A 22,817-nucleotide genomic window follows, 5' to 3' on the forward strand; every position below is an offset into this window, starting at 1 on the left:
GCGAGTAGTTCAATGAAAAGGTTCGTGATTGTGCTGATGGCTGCGCTGATCGGAACGCCAAGTGCAGTCCTCGCTCATGCGCATCTCATGCGCTCGACGCCGCAAGATGGCAGTCGAATTTCAGCGCCGATCAAGGCAATCGTCCTCTCCTTCACCGAAGCGCTCGAGCCGCTGCTCATCAATGTCACCCTCTTTCGCGATGATAAAGCCGTGTCAGGGCTTTCGCAGCCCTTGCTAGCCGACAATGGACGAACCGTGACTATTTCGCTGCCCCATCTTTCTGCCGGGCTCTATACCGTCAGTTGGAACGTTGTCTCCATTGATGGGCATCGCACGGAAGGCAAGTTTAAGTTCGTCTACTGGGGACCTTGATGGAAACGGTCCTCTCACTTGCGCGAGGGACTGCTTTTGCCTCCACGGCAGCTTTCGGCGGGGTTTGCTCGGGTCTGGCGCTGTGGCGCGATGGACTTGAAAGCCGCACCCGGTCGCTTTTCACGACGATCGCTTCCACCGCAGCATTCGCAGGATTCGCCCTTGGTGTCCTGTTCTTAACGGTTCGGACCGTTGCGCTTCTTGGTAAGCCGCCCTCGGCTATCAACTTCAGCGACGTGCTCTTTATCATTCTTGGCACCCGGTTCGGGAGAGCTCAGCTTGCAGCGCTTGGATGTGTGCTCGTTGGTGCCGCGAGCTTGCGACTTCTGCACAAGCCAGGTCTTGCCGCGATTGTCAGCGTATTGTCGCTGCTGATGGGATTGTTCTCGAGTCACTCGGCGGCTGGCGGGACTATTGCAGACCTCGTGATCAATATAGCTCACGTTGTTGCAGCAGCGCTCTGGTTCGGAGGACTGTCAGCCCTCGTTGTCGCAATGGCTCACCAGTCAGTGGCGAGGCCTGAAGGGCCGTCGAGGCGGCTCAGCGGCTTTTCGAACATTGCGCTGCTATTGATGTTGCTCGTGGTCGCGACCGGCGTAACTCTAGCGATTGAAAACGTTGGGACTTGGCCGGGTTTGGTGGCGACTGAGTATGGCTGGCTCTTAATGGGGAAGCTCGCCTGTGTGGGCATAGCCCTGATCTGTGCGGCGTTTGTCCGGCTGAAGCTCTTGCCGTTGCTAAAGTCCGAGAAATCAGTTCCGCCGCTCGCGATGGTCTTGAAGACCGAGCTAGCCTTCGCATGTCTGGTCATACTACTTGCAGGGTGCCTGTCTCAGGCGATTCCATCGAGACATGTCGAGATAATCTGGCCGCTTTCGTTTCGTCTGGATCCAGCGGTTGCGTGGCGGACGATTCCGGGAAGTCGCCTTCTGGCCATTGGCGGCTGCGTTGCGCTGTCTGTGGGGAGTATGGCCGCCTTTGTGCTCGGCCGCGCGGGAATGTGGCGATGGGCGACGATTATTGCTGCCGCTGGAGTTGGCGTCGGAGGTGCTTTCGCGCTGCATGCGTTGTCAGTCCCGGCCTATCCATCGACCTACGCGACGGTTCCAGTGCCGTATGACGCGGAAGCGATCGGCCAGGGATACGATGTATTCCGCGCAAATTGCGTAGCATGCCACGGCCAAAGGGGCAGAGGCGATGGGCCGCTGGCAAATGATTTGAAGCCGCCGCCTGCCGATCTCACCGCGCCGCACACGACCGATCATACGATGGGAGACATGTACTGGTGGGTGAGCTATGGCTTCCCATCCTCGGCGATGCCGGGATTTGCCGACCGTCTCTCGGACATGGACCGTTGGCGGGTAGTCGAGTATGTGATGGCTCTATCACTTGGCTATGAAGCAAGAGTTCTGGGCCCCGAAATCGCGACGGGGCAGCCGTGGCTGCACGCGATCGACTTTCCGACCTGCAGCGGCGTTGCTCCGGCAGACAACTCGAAAGAGGGGAGCGATGGGTCCGCAAAGCTTGTGTCGATCTTCCGGGATGGCGCTCGAATGCAGCACCTGGATCAGTTGATGCAACATGAGCGCGACATCGCACGAGCAGGTGGAGTGATCGTCGCGGTGCTGCCATCTCCTTCCGAAAAGATCGCGTCTGCCGGCGTTCTGAGAAATGTCTGTGTCGTGTTCGACCTGGATCATCGTATTGCCGCTACATGGAATCTCTATCGGCGCACGATGAGTAACCCTGGCTTCCATGACGACGATTTGCCGCCATCGATCATCGAGTTTCTCATCGATAGATTCGGGTTCGTGCGCGCGCGCTGGCGTTCGGATGAGACGGATGGGTTGGCCTCGCCCTCCCAATTGGTCGAAGCCATGACGCAACTCCGAGCTGAACCAGAGATAAACAAGAGAGGCGTTCATGATCATTAGTGTGCAAGTAGATTATCATTTCGCATGCCGTCTGGCTCGTTTTTTGCTTCGGTGACTGAAGCTCGCGGTAAGCGTGACACTCACTCGGGACACCCCGTCGTTCACTTGTGACGGGAGCGCTCTGGGGCCGGCAAGATCTCAGGGCATGACAGGCCATGACAAAGGACCCGACAATCAACCTCCGCGCAGTCTGTGGTCCTGTTGGCATTTGGGTGGCAGCAAGGCATTCGAACCATCAGCTGATGCGCGCCACATCCGAAGGGGCCGGCTGGCGTCATACGGCGGATTGCAGGGCGACCAATCTCGGCGGTCTTCAGGAGCCCAGTCTGTCTACAAATCAGAACCGCAGATGGACTTGCGCTGATGATTCGTGCGCCAGCGTGCTGTCTCCCCGACCGTGCTTACAGACGTCTCGTGGCTACTCCATCCGCAAGCGTCCATCGGCGATCCCTAAACGGTCATATTGTCTGACGACCGAGGCTTTGAGGCGAGTGACAATGGTCGGATACAGCGATCACCTCTGCTCATGTGATCTGTCGGTCCGCAAGCAGGCGGAGAATGCCCAATTCGCAGAGAGCAGCTCCTGCATCGATAACCGGCCCCTCGGCTGTTTTGGTTGGCCCGGACGGCGCCCGTTGCATAGGAAGACTTCTCATTTCGAACGTCAGAAGAACAAAGTCGTAAGATGGTGACGAAAGAGGACCCTCAACTCCGTTGCGGAAATGTCCGATGCAGCGACCGGAAAGATCCAAAAAGGACAATTGCGACACAGGTTCCTGATCGCCTTCTCCGAACATGGGGTGGCAAGCGCAAACGCGAACAGAGGAGGCCCATGATGCGTTGGAAACCTGCGACGTTGATGGCAAGTGCAACGGCGTTGCTTCCGTTGATCCGTGTTGTTGCCATCCTGGCTTTGGTCAGCAGTGCCGCCGCCAGTCATGAGTTGGAGAGCGGAGCACTCCTGATCCAACATCCTTGGGTCGCGGCCAAGGATATGACCCACGCCGCAACGACAGCCTACGTGGTTGAAATCCAGAACAGAGGCGCGAAGCCAGATCGGTTGCTCGGGGCATCACTTTCCGGCAAGAAAGGAATCTTGCAGAAAGCCGTTGCAGGCGCTCGGCCAGCGAGGTTTGCCGCGCAAGATCAGGGCTTCCCAATCGAGCCCGGTGGTTTCGTTCGTCTTCAGCCCAATGGGGCGCGGATCCTGTTTGAGGGACTACACGGCGCACTTAAAGAGGGAGAGATGGTCAAAGGAACGCTGGAATTCGAGAAGGCCGGTACGATAGCGATCGACTTCATGATAGAGCCGGCGAGTCTGGCTGAAGAAGATGATAGGCCAATCCATCACCATCACGACTAAGGCGCCAGGAAAGGGGGGAGCAGCGCCGACAGCAAACGAGACAGGATGAGACTCCGCCGATTTGGTTGGCAATCGCGTCATCACACCTTGATCCTCGAGGTAGGCGATGAACAGCTTGGCTCACTCGACTCGACCGCGTCCTTGTTGAGGTCGCCGCGGAAGCGCGGCCGATGTCCCGCTTCGATCGAGGCGACCGAGGCGGCGTGCGCCTCACGGATCGCAGGAAGCGTGAACCTTCCCCGCGCGCCCAGTGCGTCCAACTTGCAAGCAGCCGCATCCTCTCGACGATGGTAAGTGGCGTATATCGGCGCCCACGGAGCCATTGAGCAAAGTCGGCCGCGTGGTCTGCGGCCATTCCCGCCTTCAATCGGTCGTAGACCGCGTTCTTACGGACATAAACACCTGTTGGCATGTCGCCCCCTTCGTAAGCGCTCAGCCCCTACCCTAGCTCCGGGATTGGATTAGATGTGCGAAGAAGCCTCCGGCTTGAACGGAGGTTTGGGATGGGATTGGACGGCAAAAAAGACGCCCATTTGGACAGCTCAACAGTTGGGTCTGGAGCAGTCAGCCGGCTTGAAGTGCTTGAGGGACCGTCCGGGCGTCGTGTGCGTTCAGATGCCGAGTGGGCTCGGATCGTCGGCGAAAGTCTGCTGCCCGGCGCTCAGGTGGCGGAGGTAGCGCGCAAGCACGGAGCGACGCGCTGGCAAATTTACGATTGGCGACGACGCTTCCGACAGCGCGGCGAATTACCGTCGTGCGAGGCTCCGCAGCCGCCGTTCGCGCCGCTGGTCGTGGACGGGCCGTTAGAGGAGCGTCACGTTCCGGCAGTCAAGCTCGAGATTGCGATTGGCGACGTCGTCGTGCGGACGGACGCGGCGATAGATGGGGAGCAGCTGTCTCGATTGATCCGCGCGGTGCGGGCGTCACGATGATTGTCCCCGGCTCCGAACTGAAGATTTACATCGCGACGCGGCCCGTCGACTTCCGCTGTGGGCACGATGGGCTTGCTGCGAAGGTGCAGGAGATGCTTGGTCTCGATCCGTTCAGCGGTGCAGCCTTCGTGTTCCGGTCGAAACGGGCGGACCGGATCAAGATTCTGGTGTGGGATCGAACGGGCCTGGTGCTGGTGCATAAACGCCTTGAGGGTTGCAAGTTCGTGTGGCCAAAGATTGCGGACGGCGTGATGCGGATATCGCCGGCGATGTTCGCCGCGCTGTTTGAGGGCCTGGATTGGCGGTTGGTCCGCCCGGAGGAAGCGCGGCGTCCACAGATCGCTGGATAAGTGCGGCAGAATGACTCTGTGCCGAGTTGGGCATGGCGCCGTCGGCGCAGATGTGCTCGACATGGCGCATGAGCACCGCGACGCTTCGCGACGAGAATGAACGCCTGAAGGCGCTTTTAGCGCAAACGCAGGCAGCATTGAGCGAACATCAAGCGGCGCTGGCAACGTCGGAAGAAGCGCGGCGCCGGTTGGAGGTCATTCTCGGGGAACTACGCCGAGAGAAGTTCGGAGCGAAGTCCGAGAAGCTGCGGCCAGATCAATATCATTTGCCGCTCGAAGACGTGGAGATCGCGCAAGGCGTCCTGGACGCGGCACAAGAGAAGGCTGCGGCGGTCATCAGGGGCCGATCGCATGCTGGATCGGATCAGGACCGTCATCGCAATCGGGGCTGCTTGCCCGCCCATTTGCCGCAGGTGGAGCGGATCCTCGAGCCTGCGAGCACGTTCTGTCCGTGCGGTTGCGGCGCGATGACGAAGATCGGCGAGGACGTCAGCAAACGCCTTGACGTGATCCCGGCACAATGGCGCGTGCTGGTCACGCGTCGCCCGAAATACATCTGCCGCCGCTGCTCCGGCCCTGTCGTGCAGGCGCACGCACCAGAGCATGTCGTGCCTGGTGGACTACCGACCGAAGCGGCGATTGCGCAGGTGATCGTCTCCAAGTTTGGCGACCATACGCCGTTTTACCGTCAGGCCGAGATCTATGCGCGCCAGGGGATTCGACTTGATCGGGCGACACTGGGCAACTGGTCCGGTCGCGCCTGCTTCCATCTGCAGCCCGTTGCCGACCGCATGCGCTGCCATCTGGCAGCGGCGGATCGCCTGTTCATGGATGAAACCGCGGCGCCGGTGCTCGATCCCGGGCGTGGTCAAACGAAGAAGGGTTACTTCTGGGCGATCGTCTCCGACGACCGCGGCCATAGCGGCCCAAGTCCGCCGATCGTGCTGTTCCGATATGCCCCCGGTCGCAGCGGCGCCTTCGCTGAGCAGTTCCTGGACGGCTTCACCGGACGCTTCCTGCAATGCGATGCCTACGACGGCTATGATCGGCTGATCGAAGTCGCTCGACCGCAAGGACCCTGGACGCTCGTACACTGCTGGAGCCATTTGCGCCGGCGCTTCGTCAAATTGGCCCGCAACAGTAAATCGCCGATCGCCGAGGCCGCCGTCCGGCAGATCGCACAGCTCTACGGCATCGAAGCCATGGCACGCGGTTCATCGCCGGACATCAGGCTGGCCGCGCGCAAGGAACGCTCGCTGCCCCTCGTCGAGGCGTTGAAGCCGTGGTTCGAGAAACAGCTGTCGATGATCTCCAGCGGCTCGACGCTCGCTGATGACATCCGCTACGCGCTCAATCATTGGCAGGGGCTGACGCGCTTCCTCGATGACGGGCGGCTCGAGCTCGACACCAATCCGGTTGAAAACGCGATCCGGCCGATCTGCTTGACCAGAAAAAACGCACTCTTCGCTGGTCATGAGGTCGGAGCCGAAAACTGGGCCTTGCTCGCATCCATCGTGGCGACCTGTAAGCTCAACGACGTCAACCCGGTCGCCTACATCGCCGAAACGCTCACGGCGATCATCGCCGGCCATCCCCAAAGCGAAATCGACGACTTAATGCCATGGCGATTCCGCAAAACGTCAAGCCAGCATCAATAGGGTGGCGGCTAAGCGCTTACCCCCCTTCTGCATGTGGAGGCTGGACTATGGTCGAGGTGGTTGCTGTTCTGACCTCAATCAGCGGTTGTGCCAGGCGCATTCGTGTCATGCGTGTCCGACTGGAGCCGGGGCGGTTTTCCGGGCGTGCCGTTTGGCCCGCGTCCATACCGGCCTTTTTCTGGCGGATCACGCGCCACAATACGCTCGCTGCGCTCGCCGACCTTTACCCGCAATGGCTTGTTCGCGATCTTCTTCCCCCTGCCGCTAAGCGGCGGCATTCCTCGCGAGGCAACAAGATCGCTCAGCCCGCCATCCTCCGCTGACGCTGGGGGCCAAGAGGCTGCGGGTCAGTCGTTGCGGCGCTCAGAGATCGCCATCAAGGCCGCGATGGTCGCGGGCTTGAACACAGCACAGGAGATCCACCATGTCCCAGATCGGTTCGTTCACCCGCACCAACGATGGCACCTATACCGGCACCATCAAGACGCTCGCGATCGATGCCAAGGCGCGCCTCGTCCCTAGTATGTTCATGAACAACTACTGAATGGCGGCGGGCAACATGGTAAGTTCATCCCGTCCTACAGCCACGATCTGATCAACCGAAAACCCGTTGAATCGCGCCATATCCGTATAAGCGCCCACATTCTGGAATTCAATCCAATCCCCTTCGCTCAAATCGCGTGGCAGTGAATACGAGAATCCAAGCCTGTCCATGCTGTCGCAAGTTGGGCCAAAGATGATGAAGTCCTGCCACTCCTCAGTCTGGATCGGCTGTCCCCCACGCCAAGCGCAGGCGGGGAGCAGAAAACATTGTCGGGAAGGTGAGAGCCCGCTGTAGATGCCCGCGCCGCAGTAGAGCGCCTCGCCTTTTCTTAAGATCACGCGGCAAAACAAAGAGATGCTATCATGAACCAGTGCTCGTCCGGGCTCACACAACAGTTCAACGCGCTTTAGTGCATCCGTTCCGCGCACCAGTTTCGTGATCTCGGAGAGCATGCGCAAGGGAGAGTGATAGGGAACGTTCAGATAATGGCCGGGAAAGCCGCCACCGATATCGAGCGCTGTGGGGGCCGGAGAAACAGCTTCTATCATGTCGACGGCCGCCCGAATGCCATCCAGATAGGGATCGACAACGATCGTTTGGGAACCTGGGTGAAAGGACAACCCCGTGGTCCAGCGCGATTGCGCGTTGACGAGATCCAGCAGACGGCTCGCTTCGGCGGGCGAGGCACCAAACTTGCCGTTTAGGTCTAAGATGGCGCACGTCCTGCTACACTTGAACCGGACGTAGATTCGTAGTTCCGGATCATGCGACGGCAAGACTTCGAGGAGCTTCCGCAGCTCGGCTTCGCAATCGATGACATAGTCGCGAACTCCCAGATCGCGGAACGTCCGTTCGATATCGCGACGAGATTTCACGGGATTCATGAACCATGAACGGGCCCCGGGAATAGTGGAATGGACAAGGTGGGCTTCGGCCAGCGACGCTACGTCGAATCCGGCCACTCCGGCGCGAGAGACCGCGTGAAGAATTTTGGGCAACGGATTCGCCTTCACCGCATACAGCACGCGTCCCGAGAAATGCTCAGTAAATTCGCGCGTGACGGATGCAAGACGCCCCTCATTGAGCGTATAGAAGGCGTCAACTTCCGCCCTTTCCAATGACCTTACCAAGCTCATATTGGACCATTCCTCTCGCGCCAGACGCGGAGTAGCCAGCGCCGTTGTTGCCTGCTGCGAGAGCAATGACTATGCCAGCGCTCCTCGCGCAGTAAACCGCCTGGTTACACTTTGAAACAGTTTGCCATGCGCAACGGCGCGCGATGTCTTGGATCTTACAGCTTTTGTACACGGCTGTGAAAAACCAGACAAAGATCGAGGAGCCGACGCATCCGGATCGTGCATCACGGCCTTAATCTCTGGTTGAAGTTCGCTCTGGCCTAAGACAAGGACCAGGCTATGAACCGGGGCAGCGGCCGTCAGTTTGAGGCCAACTAGACCAGGGTCGGACTCAATTGATCCGCCAAGTGGGGGCGGCTGCCGGTGAGGAGAGCCGAATGGATACCCACAAGAATGTGCCTCTGACGCCGAAAGGTCGAGAGGCAATGGTGCGGAGCGTGAGCGAAGGCGGCTCTTGCCCTTGGTGCGAACTCGATATGACGCCCAGGGCCCGCGGATGTCATCTGGGGTCGAAAGACAACACCGATTCACGAGCTCGGGCGGTCGATATGCTGCCGGCATTCTCTGAGCTACAACGCTATCCTTTCAACCGCAGGCATCTGGTGCGCTGCGCGCTAACAAAACACCGATCATCCAAAACCCGTCAGCGACGCCGAGCGCGATCGCTGGCGTTGTCCGCGGGGCTTCATGGACGACAAAGATTGTAATGGGCCCACGTACAGGTTCACGGCTGCGCCGTAGTGATCCAGCTTTTGAGATGGTGGGTCGCGCGAACCCGCTTCTGGTTCATGCGGAGCACAAGGTGCTCCACATAGTTGATCGAAATGTTCTAGTCAGACCGGATATTGCAAAGGCTTCGAAGCACTACCGGCGATCGATTTGGACGCAGACACAATCAGCATCATGGGACGCTCCAGTTCTTCGGTCAATTGCGGCACCCGCTGGATCTGCTCGCGTGTCGGGGCAAACTCCTCGACCTGCCGAATTTGAAAGCCCGCGCCGATCAGCGTGTTCAGCGTAGTGCCAAGTGTCCTGTGGTACTTCAGAACGCCCTTAGCGAACCAATCCGTCCGACGTTCACCCTCGACGGAATATCGATTGACCGGCCAAGTCTTGCGGCCCTCCTCATCGAAAATCCAGTGCGGATGTTCCGCTGCCGTGAAGATCGGATGCTCAATCGTAAAGACGAAATGCCCGTCAGGAACCAGTGCCTTGCGGATCACCCGCACGAGGCGGCCAAAATCCTGAACATAGTGAAAGGTCAGTGCGCTGTAGGCGAGGTCGAAAGCCGCCTCAGGTAGGTCCAGTGTGTCGAGATTGGCGATGCGATACTCGATGGCCGTGTCCGCTGTGTCCGCCCTGGCGCGCTCGATCATGTTCTGCGACAGATCGAGACCAAGAACCGAGGCCGCGCCCTGCTCGCGCATCCAGCGCGAGGCCCAGCCGAAGCCACATCCCAGATCGACGACAAGTTTTCCGCCCAGATCGGGCAGCATGGCCCGGATCGCGGGCCATTCAGGAGCGCCGTCCAGCCCATGCACCTGTCGGGGCAACTGGCTGTAGCCAGCGAAGAAATCGGGATCGTCGTAAATATTCTGCGCCATCTCTTCGGCCTTTCGCTCTGCCCCGGACGGTTCCTGCAGATCAAAACAGAATTGTCGCGGTGGGCTGCGACGCGTCATGACCCTACTCAAATCAAGCTGCACAAAAGGCATCTTGAATTGGCCGGACTTCTCGCGCCGAAAACGAAAAACCCCGGCATGAAAGCCGGGGCTCCCGTGATGCCACGGCGTACATCCGGCCGCGACAACCAAGCCACACTTAGCACGCGGTTTTCGAAGAAAATGTGACCTTTGCGTCGTCGTTCTTGAATATGGGCCGATTTCAAGGTGCTTGTACTTCGCACGACCATCACGCCGGGCATTGTCTTTCTGTCCAAGGCCTACGACCAGGCGAGACAACGGATCCCTTGCCACTTCGAGCAGAGACCTGCCGCAGGGTCGTTGATTGATTTAGATGAGAAGGTGTTTTTTCTTTTTGGAGCAAATGACCTGGCGTTAGGGACTGTTAAGTGGTTCAATCCGACGAAAGGCTATGGATTCATTGCGCCGGACGATGGTGGCAAAGATGTTTTCGTGCACATCTCTGCGGTAGAGAAGGCGGGCTATACCTCGCTTGTTGAAGGCGCGAAGGTCAGTTACGAGCTGGTGACGAACCGCAGCGGCAAGCAAGCCGCAGAAAATCTCCGCCTAGGATGAGGCGGAGCTCGACGTCCTGGCATTCTTTGAGCTAGTCCGAATCTCGCGCTTTTGAGACCTTTGGAAGATATCCCAGTTGGCGCTCGAGGGCGGCCAAAGTCGAGCGGGCTGAATCCAAACGTGCGGTCGCCTCAGTTAGGTTGGCCCACGCTTCGTTCTGCCGCGAGACAGCTGCCGAGCCGATCTTAATGCTATTCTTAAGACACCGCGTGTCTTGGCTGCGTAAGGCGCGCCCCAATTCAGGCAGTATCCTGGTCAGCGCTCGATGCGCGGAACGTTCTTTTCGCTCCAGGACGTCGACCACGGCGAGGGCCTCGCGATAGTGCCGTATCGCTTCGATGGTTCTGTCTTCGAGGTTGCTATTGTCGCTCATCCGATACTTTTCTTCCTCGAGCTCTTAACGGGGATCGTCCTGCATGAGATTCTCCCTGGGCTGCGCGGCTAATATGTCGTGACCTCTGCGCCGTCCGGGGAAAGGCCTGTCGACGGTCGATAGCGTCACATTGAAAGGGCGGATCAGGCATCCAGCGTGCTCGCGATTCTTGTCTTTGAGCTACACTCAGAGCGGCCGAGCGTCGAGGCTCGACCGATCATCGCAGAGTGGCAGTTTCGTGGCAGTCCTTGGGCGGCATAGACCAAACGGCGACGGATCACAGATGCGGCCAGCCGCCCTCGTCAGCGGGGCGTCCAGCCGACCCGCGATCGCGGAAGCGGAGACGCGGGCGCCGCTCTTTTTCGGCCACGTTGACGGTCCGTCGCCTGCCGCGCGAGTGACAGTCGATCGACCGGCGCACGACAGGTCGGCGGCTGTTCCCGTGCACGATCTCTCGGCGATCGCGCCGCAGTCGGAAGGTCTATTCGTCGCGCTCTCGACAAGGGGACGAGCGCAATGGATGCGCGGCGTCACCATCGTAGTTATGTCGATCGGCGCGCGTCCGTAAGCGCCGATGCTGCAAACATCTGGACTGTTGTCGCGCCACGGCGGCTTGCCACTGCCATGGGTGGGGAATTCGTCCTCGGGCGCATCATCAATTCACCGTTCGGTGAAGTCCTGAAGTCGATCCGCGAGAACGAGCAGCGCGCTATCTCGCTGGGCTACAAGACCGATGAGTACAAGCTGCTGGCGTTCATCCTCTCCGGCACGCTGGCCGGCTTTGCCGGCTCGCTGAAAGTGTTCGTGGCACAGAACGCCTCGCTCACCGACGTGCACTGGTCGATGTCCGGTGAAATCGTGCTGATGACGCTGGTCGGCGGTCTCGGCACCCTCTTCGGCCCCGTGGCCGGCGCGTTCGTGATCATCGCTATGCAGCAATATCTGGCGAGCTTCGGCCAGTGGGTGACGGTGATCCAGGGCGCGATCTTCGTAATCTGCGTGCTCACCTTCCGCCGCGGCATTATTGGTGAAATCGCGCAGCGCTACAGCTGTAAGCTCTGACGATCTGATCCAAGCTTGTCACGCGGAGCGTTCGTCAGCGGCTTATTCGTCGTACAGCTGACACAAGAGTGTTGACCTCTTCGAGCGTATTGTAATAGTGCGGCGAAGCCCGAACAACATGCGGGAGCCTTCTCCTCATTGCGTCCAATGGCGTACTTGTTGGAGGAGAGACTGAGACATTAATTTTTTCACTTTCTAGATAGCGCATGACTTCGCGCGCTTCCACGTCCTGAAGAGTGAATGAGACGATCGAAGCGCGATCTTCTCCGAGGTCGTGAATCGACAAACCGGGGATCGCGCTGAGTGCTGCGCGCAACTCGTTCGCAAGCAGGCGACAACGTCGTTCGATCTTGTTGATGCCTATTGAATGTGCGTAGTCGACCGCTATGCCAAGGCCGAGCCGCGCGGCGTAATTCGCCTCCCAGGTTTCAAACCGTCGAGCGTCGGACCTAAGTTCGTAGCGGTCAGGTCCAACCCAAGGTGCACCGAAGAGGTCTATCATGGCCGGTTCAATGTCCTTCAGAAAATCCTCGCGCATGTAGAGGAAGCCTGTTCCACGCGGACCGCGCAGGAATTTCCGTCCAGTCGCCGTAAGCATGTCGCAACCAAGTGCACGGACGTCGACGGGGATCTGCCCAACCGCCTGGCATGCATCCAGCAGGTAGGGAACATTATGAGCGCGCGCGATGCGTCCCACGGCTTCAGCTGGGTTCACCAAGCCGCCATTGGTCGGTATCCACGTGATGGCGATCAGCCGGACGCGCTCATCAATCATGCGCTCGAGCGCCTCAGGGTCTAAAACCTGATTTGCGTCGTCGGGTATAATTTCGACCCGTGCGCCCGTGCGGCGTGCGACCTGCAAAAACGCAACATAGTTTGCGGCAAATTCTGCGGAGGTGGTGAGAATTCGGTCTGAAGGTCCAAAGCGGAGCGAATAGAAGGCGCGCTGCCATGCCAGAGTGGCATTTTCGGCCAGCGCGATTTCTTCCCGCTTCGAGCCGACTAGTCGAGCTATGCCATCGTATACGCCTTCGAGGTGCTCCGTGCTTTCGGCGCACGCTTCGTAGCCGCCAATCTCGGCTTCGCGCCGGAGATAGGTCATCATGCCGTCCACGACGGGACGTGGCATCAGCGCGGCGCCCGCATTGTTGAGGTGGATTCGATGCGCAACACCCGGCGTATCGCTTCGCAAACGATCGACCTCGGACTCCGAAAGATCCTCCACTGCGGTTTGCTCCCGGATATCCTGCACCAGAGTTCCCCTCTTTCGCGACACGGTAGAATGCCAGATTGCGAGGCGTCAGCCGCCTTCGCAGCAAATCTTCTTGGAATATGCCTGCCAGACGAGCCCAAACCCGCCATTTTAGGGTCAACAATGCCGAATTCCGTCATGGATTGCGCCAAAGATTGCACTAACCGGCTTCGCGGCTCGGCACAGTACCGTCCGAAAAGATCGAACGAACTTGCCAGGAGGATGACCTTGGTACCCCCTTTTGAGGCCGCCGACTCCGCGACACAGACGCTTGCCACTCAACGATCTATCCTATTACGCAGCCGGTCATCGGGCCTGAAACAGGCGGCTTCCTGGTGCGACCGCAACGCAGGAGATGAGCCTCTGCGCCTTCTTCGAGCCTGCCCGCGCTACGCTCCGACCGATTTGATCTCGCTGCCGGGTGCTGCCGAACGACTAGGTCTTGGCGAAATATGGGTCAAGGACGAGACGCAGCGTCTTGGCATAGGCAGCTTCAAGGGGCTTGGCGGAGCCTACGCCGTGCTGAAGCTTGCTATGCGGCATGTCGAGAGGCGGACGGGGCGAGCAATTCTGCCGGCGGAACTGATGGAGCCCGGCGTTCGGGCCATGCTGTCCGAACTCACCTTTTCCTGTGCATCTGACGGCAATCACGGTCGTTCCGTATCAGCCGGAGCGCGGCTCATCGGGGCGCGAGCTGTGGTGTACCTTCACCAAGGCGTGAGTGAAGAGCGTGCCGCTCATATATCACGGCTCGATGCTGAGATCGTACGTGTGCCAGGAGATTATCACGACTCGGTGGAAGCTGCAGCCAAAGCTGCCTCGCAGGACGGTTGGATTGCGGTCCCAGATACCGTCGGTGAAGGAGAAGATGCCACGGCCTGCACGCTTGTGGTTCAGGGCTACTCGATCCTGACCGATGAAATTGTCGCAGCCACCACAGGACAGCAAAAGCCCTTTACACATGTTCTGGTTCAAGCGGGCGTCGGAGGTCTTGCCGCAAGCGTATTCGGGCATGGCTGGGCGCGAGGTCTATTCGGGCCCGATACCCATCTGTGGATCGTGGAGCCGGAACGATCGGCCTGCCTTTATGAAAGCGCGCGAGCCAAGATGCCCGTGCGCCTTCCGGCGGGGCCCGCGACCAACATGTCAATGCTCGAATGCCAAAGCCCGTCCTTGTTGGTTTGGCCGATCATCGAAGACCTGACCAGCGGCTACATCACGGTCGCCGACGAAGAGGCCGCTGACGCGGTACGTTTGCTCAATGAGGGCATTTCAGGCGACCAGCGTCTTCGCGTCGGAGAGTCGGGAGCGGCGGGATTGGCAGGCCTCTTCAGGGCAGCCGAAGAGAAGGACCGAAAGCGACTTGGACTGGATCAGTCCGCCAAGGTCCTGCTCTTTGCGACCGAAAGCCCCACCGACCTGTCGGTTTGGAGCGGCAACCAATAGGCGGGAGCAAGACGCTGCCAATCAGGATACGTCAAGATTGATGCGGGTGGTGAATTTCACCGTCTGCATCGACACATAGGTGTTGAACGACTTGACGTTCTTGTCGGGAAAGAATGCTCGCTCGGTGAAAGCCCCATATTCTTCCATCGAGCCAGTGTTGACGACCAGAATGAAATCAGCCGAACCCGTTACGTAGTAGCATTGCGTAACCTCAGGATAGGCGCTCATCCGATTCTTGAAGGTGTGGAGAAGATCGAGCTGCTCTTGCTCGAGCGCCACGAGCACGATCGAGGTGACCCGTTTCCCGGCGACCGAAGGCGATATGATCGAGACGTCAGACATGATCGCCCCGTTTTCACGCAATCGCCTGAGCCGACGCAGGCAAGACGTTGGGGAAAGTCCCACGCGCTCTGCCAATTCCTCAGAGGTCTGCAGATTATTCTCCTGCAGCAGCATCAGAAGCTTCAGATCGAGGCGGTCGAGGTCCGTGCGCGTGACAGCCATTTAAACTCTCAATTTGCAACTTTCCGGCATTTTGGGTCGCAAAACGGCGAATTCAGCCACTAGCTTGCCAGATTATATGCATGAAGCCGGGTCGAGCAAGTATTTGCCACTACCAACGGAGGCGAAGATGGTGGATGTAGTCAGGCGCAAGCTTCTTCAGGGAACCGCTTTGGCAGGGGGCTTGGCGGCCGCGCGCTCGCTGTTTCCCGCCCCGGCGATTGCGCAGATCCCGAAGGGCACCGGTGAAGTCGTGGTCTATGACGGCGGTGGGTCCTGGGGAGAAGCCAAGCGGATCGCCTATTTCGAGCCGTTCGAAAAGGAGACGGGCATCAAGGTCATAGCTCAACCGCGCACCGATACGGGAGCGGTGCGAGCGAGCGTGCTGGCCGGCGCTCCCCGATACGACGTGACGATTCTTCCTGGAGGCAAGGCCCCGACTTTCGAGCGCGACAATCTTCTGCTTCCGATCGACTATGGCTACTTCGACAAGGCCGATCTCGACGCATTCAGTCCGGTCAAGGTCGGCAAGTTCACCGTGCCCGCGATCATCTATTCGCTGTTCATTGCGTATGATGCATCGAAGTTTGCGTCCGACGCACCGAACTCCTGGGCAGATGTGTGGGACGCGCAAAAATTTGCAGGAAGGCGTTCGCTGATGGCCGGTACCTGGGCCTCGGACGGCGGCACGTTCGAAGCAGCTTTGATGGCCGATGGTGTTGATCCCTCGAAGCTCTATCCACTCGATTGGGATCGCGCTTTCAAGAGCCTCACCCGGGTCAAGCCGAACATCCTGAAATGGTGGAATAACGGTGCGGAAGCTCCGCAGATGATCATTGACAAGTTGATCACGGCGGGCAGCGCCTGGAATGGTCGAGTGTCGGCGGCCAACGAGCAGGGTGCCAAGATCGGCTACACCTGGAATCAGGGAATGCTGCAGTATGACACCTGGGTGGTACTGAAGGGCACGAAGAATGCGGACAATGCGTTCAAGTTTCTCGCGTTCTCCGCACGCGCCGAAAATCAGGCGAAATTCGTTCAGCACATTCTCTATGCGCCACCGAACTCGCGTGCGTTCGAGCATGTGCCGTCTGACAGGGCGAAACTCCTGCCGACCTCCCCCGATGCACGGAAGCTGCAATTCGTGCAGGACTACGAATTCTGGAACAGTGTGAGCTCCAACGGTAAGGCCAACAATGAGATTGCCGTCGCTCAATGGGAGCGTTGGATTTCCGGCGCACGGTAGATCACCCATGGCGGACGCGAGCGTGGCTATGCCGCAAAGGGCGCACATATTGAGACGGGAGGGCCTGGTGCCCATCCTGCTTCTCCTGCCGATCGTGATCCTGTTCTCGGTCGGCTACGTCGTGCCGCTTGCGCAACTCGTGCTCAAGAGCCTGCAGCTCGATGGTGGCTGGTCGCTCAAGAGCTATATCGAGATCGCGAACTCGCCGGCGTTTCTGTGGATCGTCCTGAGGACTCTCGCGCTCGCCGCAACCGTGACAATCGTCTGCCTGCTGATTGCCTATCCGCTCGCTTATGCCATATCAAAATGTCCACCGCGTCCGGCGGCGTTTCTTCTGCTTATTGTCACGCTCCCCTATTTGACGAGTGTCTTGATCAGAACCTACGCTTGGATCGTCCTGCTCAGCCCCAACGGGCCCATTAACCAGCTGCTCCTGCGGCTCGGAGTCATCTCCGAGCCATTGCAAATGGTGTTCAATTCGATCGGCGTCTATATCGGCATGGTCCAGGTCCAGCTGCCGCTTATGGTTTTTCCTCTTTACGCTGTGTTGGCACGGGTTAATCCAAGCCTTGCAAAAGCGGCACAAAGTCTCGGAAGTCCTCCGACCGACGCCTTCCTGAGGGTCACGCTGCCAGCCTCGATGCCGGGCGTGATTAGCGGCTGCACGCTCGTGTTTCTGTCCAGTCTCGGCTTCTATATCACGCCAGAGCTTCTTGGTGGTCCGGACAGCTATCTGATCGCTCAGGGCATCAGCCTGCGCGTGCTGATCCTCGGCAATTTTGATGAAGCCGCAGCCCAGTCATCGATCTTGATGCTCGCGGTCATCACAGTCTTCCTGATTTTTCGTCAGCGAATTGCGGAAGAACTCGACGATCGCCCGCACGACAACGTCTCACCAACCGGCACAACGACATCCGGACTCTCCACGCCGTGGCCGATCCTGGAACAGCTAACGGCGATCCTGCACGGGCCGTCGCTCAGGTTGCATGAGGCTTTCACGGTCGTCCGCCGGCCCTTGCTCTACTTGATGGCGGCGCTAACGCTGCTCCTACTCATATTGCCGTTCGCGGTCGTGATTCCTCTTGCATTCAGCGATGCACCGTATCTCACCTTCCCGCCACCCGGCTATTCACTGCGCTGGTTCTCAAGTCTGCTCAGAAATACGCAATGGCTCAATGCCTTGAGCTTCAGTCTCAAATGGGCAGGGCTGTCTGCCCTGTTAAGCGTGGGTATTGGTGTTCCCGCTGCCTTCGCCCTCGTGCGGTACCGGTTCTCTGCGCGCGTGCCCGTCTATCTCCTCTTGATTTCGCCGCTGATCGTTCCTCATGTCGTCATTGCAGTTTCCCTCTTCTTCGCTCTCGCCGGGTCCTCGCTGATCGGCAATCCGCTGGCATTTGCCCTTAGCTATACGATCATTGGCGCGCCATATACGGTCGTCGTCATGATCGCAGGGCTCAAGCGCTTCAACCGCACACTCGAATTGGCTGCCGCCAGCCTAGGTTCGAGCCCTCTCGTGACGCTGAGAACGGTGACGCTGCCATTGTTGTTGCCGACGCTGGCGAGCGCAGCGATTTTCGCCTTCATCGTGGGGTTCGATGATGTTGTGTTCGGCCTATTCCTGAGCGGACCCACCGCGACGCCTTTGCCCATGAGAATGTGGGACAACATCCGTCTGGAAATCAGTCCCCAGATCGCCGTCATCGCCGTTCTGTTTCTCATCGTGCTCGCGCTGCTGCTCCTTCTGCGCTTGTTCGTCAGCGCGGTCCTTCCAGGCCGTCGGCTGGAGGAGAGCGCCCATCCTTGATGGGGATATGAGTGAATTGCGCTTCCGAAATTGTTCAACACTAACGAGAAAGCCAATGACGACTTTCCTGAAGCTAGCCACTCGACACAATCTTGGCCGATGTTTCGCAATCCCAACGGAGCATCGATCATGAGCCGCGATCTCACATTCTCTGTCGAGGAGTATAAGCGCCGATGTGATGCCGTTCGCCGGCTGATGGCGGAGCGTCGCCTTGACTGCGTCATCTTCGACGAACCCGAGATGATGTCGTGGCTGTCGGGCTATACAGTCTCTGAGAATCTCTGGCGTGCGTGCATCGTGCCGGCATCCTCGGAGCCGTTCCTGCTGGTGCGTAAGCTTGACATGCCGCCGGCGCGGCAGCGCACGTGGATGGACAAACTCGTGGGGTTTGGGGATTGGGACGATCCGCTTGCGGTACTGGTCAGCACCTTGCGGGAAACGGATTCGGCGCCTGCCCGGATCGGCGCGGAGTTTCAATCGAACTCGTTCACCATCCAAAGACTAGAATCGCTTCGCAAGCTCTTGCCGGACACCGAGTTTTGTGACCTTGAGCGCTCGGGGTGGGATCTCAGGCGATGCAAGTCGGCCGAAGAGATCGCGCATATGTCCCGGGCGGGTTCACTTTTGGATGCGGCCTTTGAGGCGACCGTCAGGGAGGTGGCGAGCGGCAAGGGTCAACGTGATATCGCCGCAGCTGCCGCTGCAGCCTACTATCGGCTTGGGTTCGACGATGGGTTTGTTGGGCCTATCAATGTCGGATCAGGCTGGGATTCGTTGCATGGGTTCCTCACAGAGCGGCCGCTGGTCGATGGCGATATTGTTCATATCGAGCTCTTGCCGCGCTTGCGGTTCTATACGGTCCGGATCATGCGATCGGTCATCGTCGGACGAGCAAGCGCCGAGCAGCACGCCGCAGCCCAGGCTCTGATCGAGCTCCAAGATCGGCAAATCGCCGCGCTCCGGCCTGGCGCGATTGCCGCTGATGTCGACCGCATCGTGCGAGAAGGCGTTGTCGCGGCAGGATTGCGCGAGACCTACAACAATATCACGGGGTACACGCTTGGTACCGCTCCGCTCGTTTCCCAGCACACGAGTGACCTATATCGCTGTTTCACGCCTCGTTCGGACTGGGCTATCGAGGAAGGAATGGTCTTTCACATGTACACGTCCGCTGCCGGTCTTGCCTTTAGCGAGTCCGTCGTGGTGACCAGTTCGGGTGGGAAGCGATTGACCTCAATACCGCGCAAGATATTCGAGACGGGGCCGAAATGAGCGTCAGCATAGCAGGGGTGAGCGAAAAAGCGACAGCCGATGCCGCGACGGCCCACAATCAACGGGGTTCCGTGTCGGTCAAGTCGTTGACCAAAATGTTTGGGCCGGTCAAGGCGGTCGACGGCGTCTCATTGTCGATCGAGCCGGGAGAGTTCGTTGCCTTGCTTGGATCGAGCGGGTCAGGAAAATCAACTCTGCTGATGATGATCGCCGGGTTCGAAGCGTCGTCATCCGGCGATATCCTGCTCGACGGCGTACGGATCAATGATGTTCCGAGCTATCGTCGCGGCTTTGGCATGGTTTTCCAGAGCTATGCGTTGTTCCCCCATATGACCATCGCTGAGAACATCGCCTATCCGCTGCGACGCCGGGGCTTGCGTGGCGCAGATGTCGAACGTGAGGTCGCAAAAGCCCTGAAGCTCGTTGCGCTTGACGGATATGGTGCCCGACTTCCAAGCCAGTTGTCGGGTGGGCAGCAGCAGCGTGTCGCTCTGGCCCGCGCACTCGTCTTTCGTCCGCCGCTGCTGCTCATGGACGAACCGCTCGGGGCGCTTGATCGCAAGCTTAGGCAGCAACTCCAAATGGAAATCAAGCTGATCCATAAGGAGGTCGGCAGCACCATCATTTTCGTGACCCACGACCAGGAGGAAGCGCTGTCCATGGCCGATCGCGTTGCCGTTCTCGAGCGAGGCCGCTTGCAGCAGTGTGGGACACCGCGTCAGCTATACGAGCAGCCGACGACCGCCTTTGTCGCGGATTTCATCGGTGAGATGAACTTTCTGCCGGTCGAGTTGCGGCGGTCTGGTGGCGAAGCCTGTGCCCGCAGCGCTGATCTCGGGCTTGAGGTTGTGCAGAAAGCCACTCAGGTGCTCACGTCGGACGACCGAGGGTTGCTGGCCGTTCGCCCGGAGTATGTCGGCCTGACATCCGACGAGGGCGCCACCGCGATGGTTTTGGAATCTGCCTACACGGGCACGAACCAAAGCGTGCTCGTGCAGGTAGGGTCCATTCGATTGACCGCGCGGACTTCAGTGAGCCCCGGACGGCCGCTGTTCCAATCCGGTCAACGCGTCCGCATTGAGATCGAGGCTGCGCATACCCGCGTGTTTCCGGCCGCCCGTTGAGCTCCCTTTGGCGTGCAAGGAGCTAGCCGAAATGAGCCGGAACGCCGCAATCTCGCGTGCGAGAAGCCATTTGGATTGCGGAGACTTCGAGACCGTGCTCTCGCAGCTCGTCGCTATTCCTTCGGAGAGTCAAAACCCAGAGCGAAAGCTTCAGCTTGCCGAGTATCTCGACCAGCTCCGCTGCATGCTTGAACAGCTCGGCTGCGACTGCCAGGTTTTGGCCGCTGCAGGAGCCCAATTCCTTTATGCAGAACGCATAGAGGATCCATCATTGCTGACGGTGCTGGGATATGGGCACGGCGATGTGGTTCGAGGAATGGAAGGATCGTGGGCCGCGGGAAGGTCGCCTTGGCGCCTCGCAAAGCTCGATGATCGCTGGTACGGACGTGGTGCCGCCGACAACAAGGGACAGCATGCCATCAACATTGCCAGCCTCCGTGCTGTGCTCGAGACGAGAGGTCGTCTAGGCTTCAACCTGAAATACTTAATCGAAATGGGCGAAGAGGTCGATTCGCCTGGCCTGCGCGAACTCTGTACGACGCACAAGAAGCGCCTATGTGCCGATCTTTTCCTGGCCTCCGACGGACCGCGCTTGTCCGAGCATCGGCCCACGGTGTTCCTGGGGTCGCGCGGATGTCTCACCTTCGACATCTCGATCGACGCGCGCGAGAGCGCGCATCATTCCGGCAATTGGGGCGGTTTGCTTTCTGACCCTGCAATCCAGCTCGCGCATGCCCTGGGGACGATCGTCTCTCCGAACGGTCGCATTCTGATCCCTGAATGGTTTCCAAATGGGTTGCCCGATTCCGTTCGGAGCACGCTTGGCGATTGTGTCGTTGATGGGGGGCCCGGCGGACCCGAGATCGATCCGGATTGGGGTGAGCCGGGATTGACTCCGGCAGAGCAGGTGTACGGCTGGTGCTCGTTCGATGTTCTCGCTATGAGTTGCGGAAATCCGCAGGCGCCGGTCAACGCCATTCCCCCGACTGCCTGGGCGCGCTGTCAGCTCCGCTTTGTAGTCGGTGTTGATCACGAGGACATTTTGCCCGCGCTTCGGCGACACCTCGCGAAGTCCGGCCTCGACATGGTCCAGGTGGCACCAAGCCCCGACGATGGTGTTTTTCTTGCCACGCGCCTCGACCCTGAGGACCCGTGGGCTAAATGGGCCGAAGCCTCGATCATCCGGACGACGCAGAAAGCGCCGGCGATGTTGCCCAATTTCGCAGGGTCACTTCCGAACGATATCTTTGCCAACCTGCTGGACTTGCCCACGTTATGGGTGCCCCACGCCTATCCTGGATGCCGGCAGCACGCAGCCGACGAGCACCTGCCGACGGGGCTCGCGCGTGAAGCACTGGCTATCATGGCGGGGCTATATTGGGATCTTGGCGAGCCAGGCACTCTGCCGGGATTCCGACGAAGTTGAACTTATCGGTGAGGGGCCGATCGACGGCGTGAGCTTTCGTACCTATGTCGAGAAGGTTCTTCTGCCCGTCCTTCGACCCGGCGATATCGTCGTCTTGGATAACCTCGGCAGCCACAGGAGCAAAGCAGTTCGCCAGCTCATCCGTTCGGTCGGCGCCAAACTCTTCTTCCTGACAAAATACTCGCCCGACCTGAACCCGATCGAACAGGTCTTTGCCAAGCTCAAGCACCTGCTCCGCAAAGCTTCCGCACGAACCGTGGACGCGGTCTGCGCCGCAATCGGCCACGCACTCGATGCCTTCATCCGACGAATGCGCCAACTACCTCAAAAATTCAGGCTATCGAACTTAATGCCATCAGGCTTTAGCATGGACAATCCCATCGGCGGCATTCGCCGTGGCTGGTCCGCCATCCGTGACGGCTATGCAAAGCTGTTCGGAGGGAATGTAACTGTGACGGTGACGTTTTATGACTCTTCGTCCCAGGGCGGCGACGACTGGCACCTTTTCGTCGGGCGAGAGAAAGGCACCTGCGAGACGCCGTCTGCCACCCTCGACTTTGCGCTTCCGAACAACGCGCTGGTTCACGAAAGTAAACGGCGTCTGGAAACAGCTCCACCATCACGGATCGCTCAAAGAGCCGGCTCTGCTGGCCGATTATCAGCGTGTGATCTTCGGCGCTCCGTTGCAGCAGCCAGCGTGAGGCGCTTGGCTATATTCACGGAAACCGGACATAACGAGTCTGACGGCTGTGGGATCGTTGAAC

Annotated in this window: 21 protein-coding genes and 3 pseudogenes; 19 read left to right on the top strand and 5 right to left on the bottom strand. The window is 59.2% G+C overall.

Annotated features, from left to right (window positions below; translation table 11 throughout):
* Positions 1–12: 12 nt before the first annotated feature.
* The 8 genes from XH85_RS04500 to XH85_RS04535 all read left to right on the top strand — a co-directional run bounded on the left by XH85_RS04500 (position 13) and on the right by XH85_RS04535 (position 7,153).
* On the top strand, positions 13–372 hold the full coding sequence (locus XH85_RS04500; RefSeq protein WP_164940685.1) for a copper resistance CopC family protein: 360 nt from the start codon (positions 13–15) through the stop codon (positions 370–372).
* Positions 372–2,306 carry a CopD family protein gene (locus XH85_RS04505; protein WP_128930929.1) on the top strand — a complete coding sequence of 645 codons (1,935 nt, stop codon included), beginning with the start codon at positions 372–374 and terminating at the stop codon, positions 2,304–2,306. Before XH85_RS04500 ends, XH85_RS04505 begins: the two co-directional genes overlap by 1 nt.
* A gap of 832 nt (positions 2,307–3,138) precedes the next feature.
* Complete coding sequence (locus XH85_RS04510; RefSeq protein ID WP_164940686.1) at positions 3,139–3,669, top strand: copper chaperone PCu(A)C; 531 nt, start codon at positions 3,139–3,141, stop codon at positions 3,667–3,669.
* 503 nt (positions 3,670–4,172) lie between these two features.
* Positions 4,173–4,601 (top strand): transposase, encoded by a 429-nt coding sequence (locus XH85_RS04515; RefSeq protein WP_128930931.1) that lies wholly within the window; start codon positions 4,173–4,175, stop codon positions 4,599–4,601.
* Positions 4,598–4,951, top strand: coding sequence for an IS66 family insertion sequence element accessory protein TnpB (tnpB, locus tag XH85_RS04520; RefSeq protein ID WP_128930932.1), 354 nt, complete (start codon positions 4,598–4,600; stop codon positions 4,949–4,951). The genes XH85_RS04515 and tnpB overlap by 4 nt, the downstream gene beginning before the upstream one ends.
* A 68-nt stretch (positions 4,952–5,019) precedes the next feature.
* Entirely contained in the window at positions 5,020–6,609 is a 1,590-nt protein-coding gene (tnpC, locus tag XH85_RS04525) for an IS66 family transposase (RefSeq protein ID WP_128930933.1), read from the top strand.
* A 47-nt stretch (positions 6,610–6,656) separates the two neighbouring features.
* A complete protein-coding gene (locus XH85_RS04530) occupies positions 6,657–6,932 on the top strand; it encodes a hypothetical protein (RefSeq protein ID WP_128930934.1) in 276 nt (91 codons plus the stop codon).
* Between the two features lie 101 nt (positions 6,933–7,033).
* Entirely contained in the window at positions 7,034–7,153 is a 120-nt protein-coding gene (locus XH85_RS04535; RefSeq protein ID WP_245316720.1) for a DUF736 family protein, read from the top strand.
* Here XH85_RS04535 and XH85_RS04540 read toward each other — a convergent pair.
* Positions 7,147–8,355 (bottom strand): type III PLP-dependent enzyme domain-containing protein, encoded by a 1,209-nt coding sequence (locus tag XH85_RS04540; RefSeq protein ID WP_128930935.1) that lies wholly within the window; start codon positions 8,353–8,355, stop codon positions 7,147–7,149. The genes XH85_RS04535 and XH85_RS04540 overlap by 7 nt on opposite strands.
* Positions 8,356–9,122: 767 nt before the next feature.
* A complete protein-coding gene (locus XH85_RS04545) occupies positions 9,123–9,893 on the bottom strand; it encodes a class I SAM-dependent methyltransferase (RefSeq protein ID WP_128937092.1) in 771 nt (256 codons plus the stop codon).
* A gap of 447 nt (positions 9,894–10,340) precedes the next feature.
* Between XH85_RS04545 and XH85_RS04550 the strand changes: the two genes are divergently transcribed.
* Positions 10,341–10,547 carry a cold-shock protein gene (locus XH85_RS04550; RefSeq protein WP_164940908.1) on the top strand — a complete coding sequence of 69 codons (207 nt, stop codon included), beginning with the start codon at positions 10,341–10,343 and terminating at the stop codon, positions 10,545–10,547.
* Positions 10,548–10,578: 31 nt separating this feature from the next.
* Here XH85_RS04550 and XH85_RS04555 read toward each other — a convergent pair whose 3' ends face one another.
* Entirely contained in the window at positions 10,579–10,920 is a 342-nt protein-coding gene (locus XH85_RS04555; RefSeq protein ID WP_128930936.1) for a hypothetical protein, read from the bottom strand.
* A gap of 283 nt (positions 10,921–11,203) precedes the next feature.
* Between XH85_RS04555 and XH85_RS04560 the strand changes: the two genes are divergently transcribed.
* Together XH85_RS04560 and XH85_RS04565 are read left to right on the top strand one after the other, a co-directional pair.
* Entirely contained in the window at positions 11,204–11,488 is a 285-nt protein-coding gene (locus XH85_RS04560) for a hypothetical protein (RefSeq protein WP_208758080.1), read from the top strand.
* An 80-nt stretch (positions 11,489–11,568) separates the two neighbouring features.
* Positions 11,569–11,982: pseudogene (locus XH85_RS04565) on the top strand (branched-chain amino acid ABC transporter permease); the annotation flags it as partial.
* Positions 11,983–12,016: 34 nt separating this feature from the next.
* On the opposite strand, the gene XH85_RS04570 reads toward XH85_RS04565, so the two are convergent.
* Complete coding sequence (locus XH85_RS04570) at positions 12,017–13,234, bottom strand: aminotransferase class V-fold PLP-dependent enzyme (protein ID WP_420837866.1); 1,218 nt, start codon at positions 13,232–13,234, stop codon at positions 12,017–12,019.
* 30 nt (positions 13,235–13,264) lie between these two features.
* Between XH85_RS04570 and XH85_RS04575 the strand changes: the two genes are divergently transcribed.
* On the top strand, positions 13,265–14,680 hold the full coding sequence (locus XH85_RS04575) for a diaminopropionate ammonia-lyase (protein WP_164940687.1): 1,416 nt from the start codon (positions 13,265–13,267) through the stop codon (positions 14,678–14,680).
* 21 nt (positions 14,681–14,701) lie between these two features.
* On the opposite strand, the gene XH85_RS04580 is transcribed toward XH85_RS04575, so the two are convergent.
* Positions 14,702–15,184: an Lrp/AsnC family transcriptional regulator gene (locus XH85_RS04580; RefSeq protein ID WP_128930938.1), complete on the bottom strand. Its 483-nt coding sequence runs from the start codon at positions 15,182–15,184 to the stop codon at positions 14,702–14,704.
* A 13-nt stretch (positions 15,185–15,197) separates the two neighbouring features.
* On the opposite strand from XH85_RS04580, the gene XH85_RS04585 reads away from it, so the two are divergent.
* The 7 genes and pseudogenes from XH85_RS04585 to XH85_RS46050 all read left to right on the top strand — a co-directional run.
* Positions 15,198–16,427, top strand: coding sequence for an ABC transporter substrate-binding protein (locus XH85_RS04585; RefSeq protein WP_128930939.1), 1,230 nt, complete (start codon positions 15,198–15,200; stop codon positions 16,425–16,427).
* 67 nt (positions 16,428–16,494) lie between these two features.
* Positions 16,495–18,231: an ABC transporter permease subunit gene (locus XH85_RS04590; RefSeq protein ID WP_164940688.1), complete on the top strand. Its 1,737-nt coding sequence runs from the start codon at positions 16,495–16,497 to the stop codon at positions 18,229–18,231.
* Between the two features lie 129 nt (positions 18,232–18,360).
* Positions 18,361–19,503, top strand: coding sequence for a M24 family metallopeptidase (locus XH85_RS04595; RefSeq protein ID WP_164940689.1), 1,143 nt, complete (start codon positions 18,361–18,363; stop codon positions 19,501–19,503).
* A complete protein-coding gene (locus tag XH85_RS04600) occupies positions 19,500–20,627 on the top strand; it encodes an ABC transporter ATP-binding protein (protein WP_128930942.1) in 1,128 nt (375 codons plus the stop codon). Before XH85_RS04595 ends, XH85_RS04600 begins: the two co-directional genes overlap by 4 nt.
* A gap of 31 nt (positions 20,628–20,658) precedes the next feature.
* Positions 20,659–22,053, top strand: coding sequence for a M20 family metallopeptidase (locus XH85_RS04605; RefSeq protein WP_128930943.1), 1,395 nt, complete (start codon positions 20,659–20,661; stop codon positions 22,051–22,053).
* Positions 22,054–22,081: 28 nt separating this feature from the next.
* Positions 22,082–22,261, top strand: a pseudogene (locus XH85_RS47775) (transposase); the annotation flags it as partial.
* Positions 22,262–22,417: 156 nt separating this feature from the next.
* A pseudogene (locus XH85_RS46050) lies at positions 22,418–22,754 on the top strand (YybH family protein); the annotation flags it as partial.
* Between the last annotated feature and the right edge of the window lie 63 nt (positions 22,755–22,817).

It is taken from the genome of Bradyrhizobium zhanjiangense, from assembly GCF_004114935.1.
Taxonomy (GTDB): domain Bacteria; phylum Pseudomonadota; class Alphaproteobacteria; order Rhizobiales; family Xanthobacteraceae; genus Bradyrhizobium; species Bradyrhizobium zhanjiangense.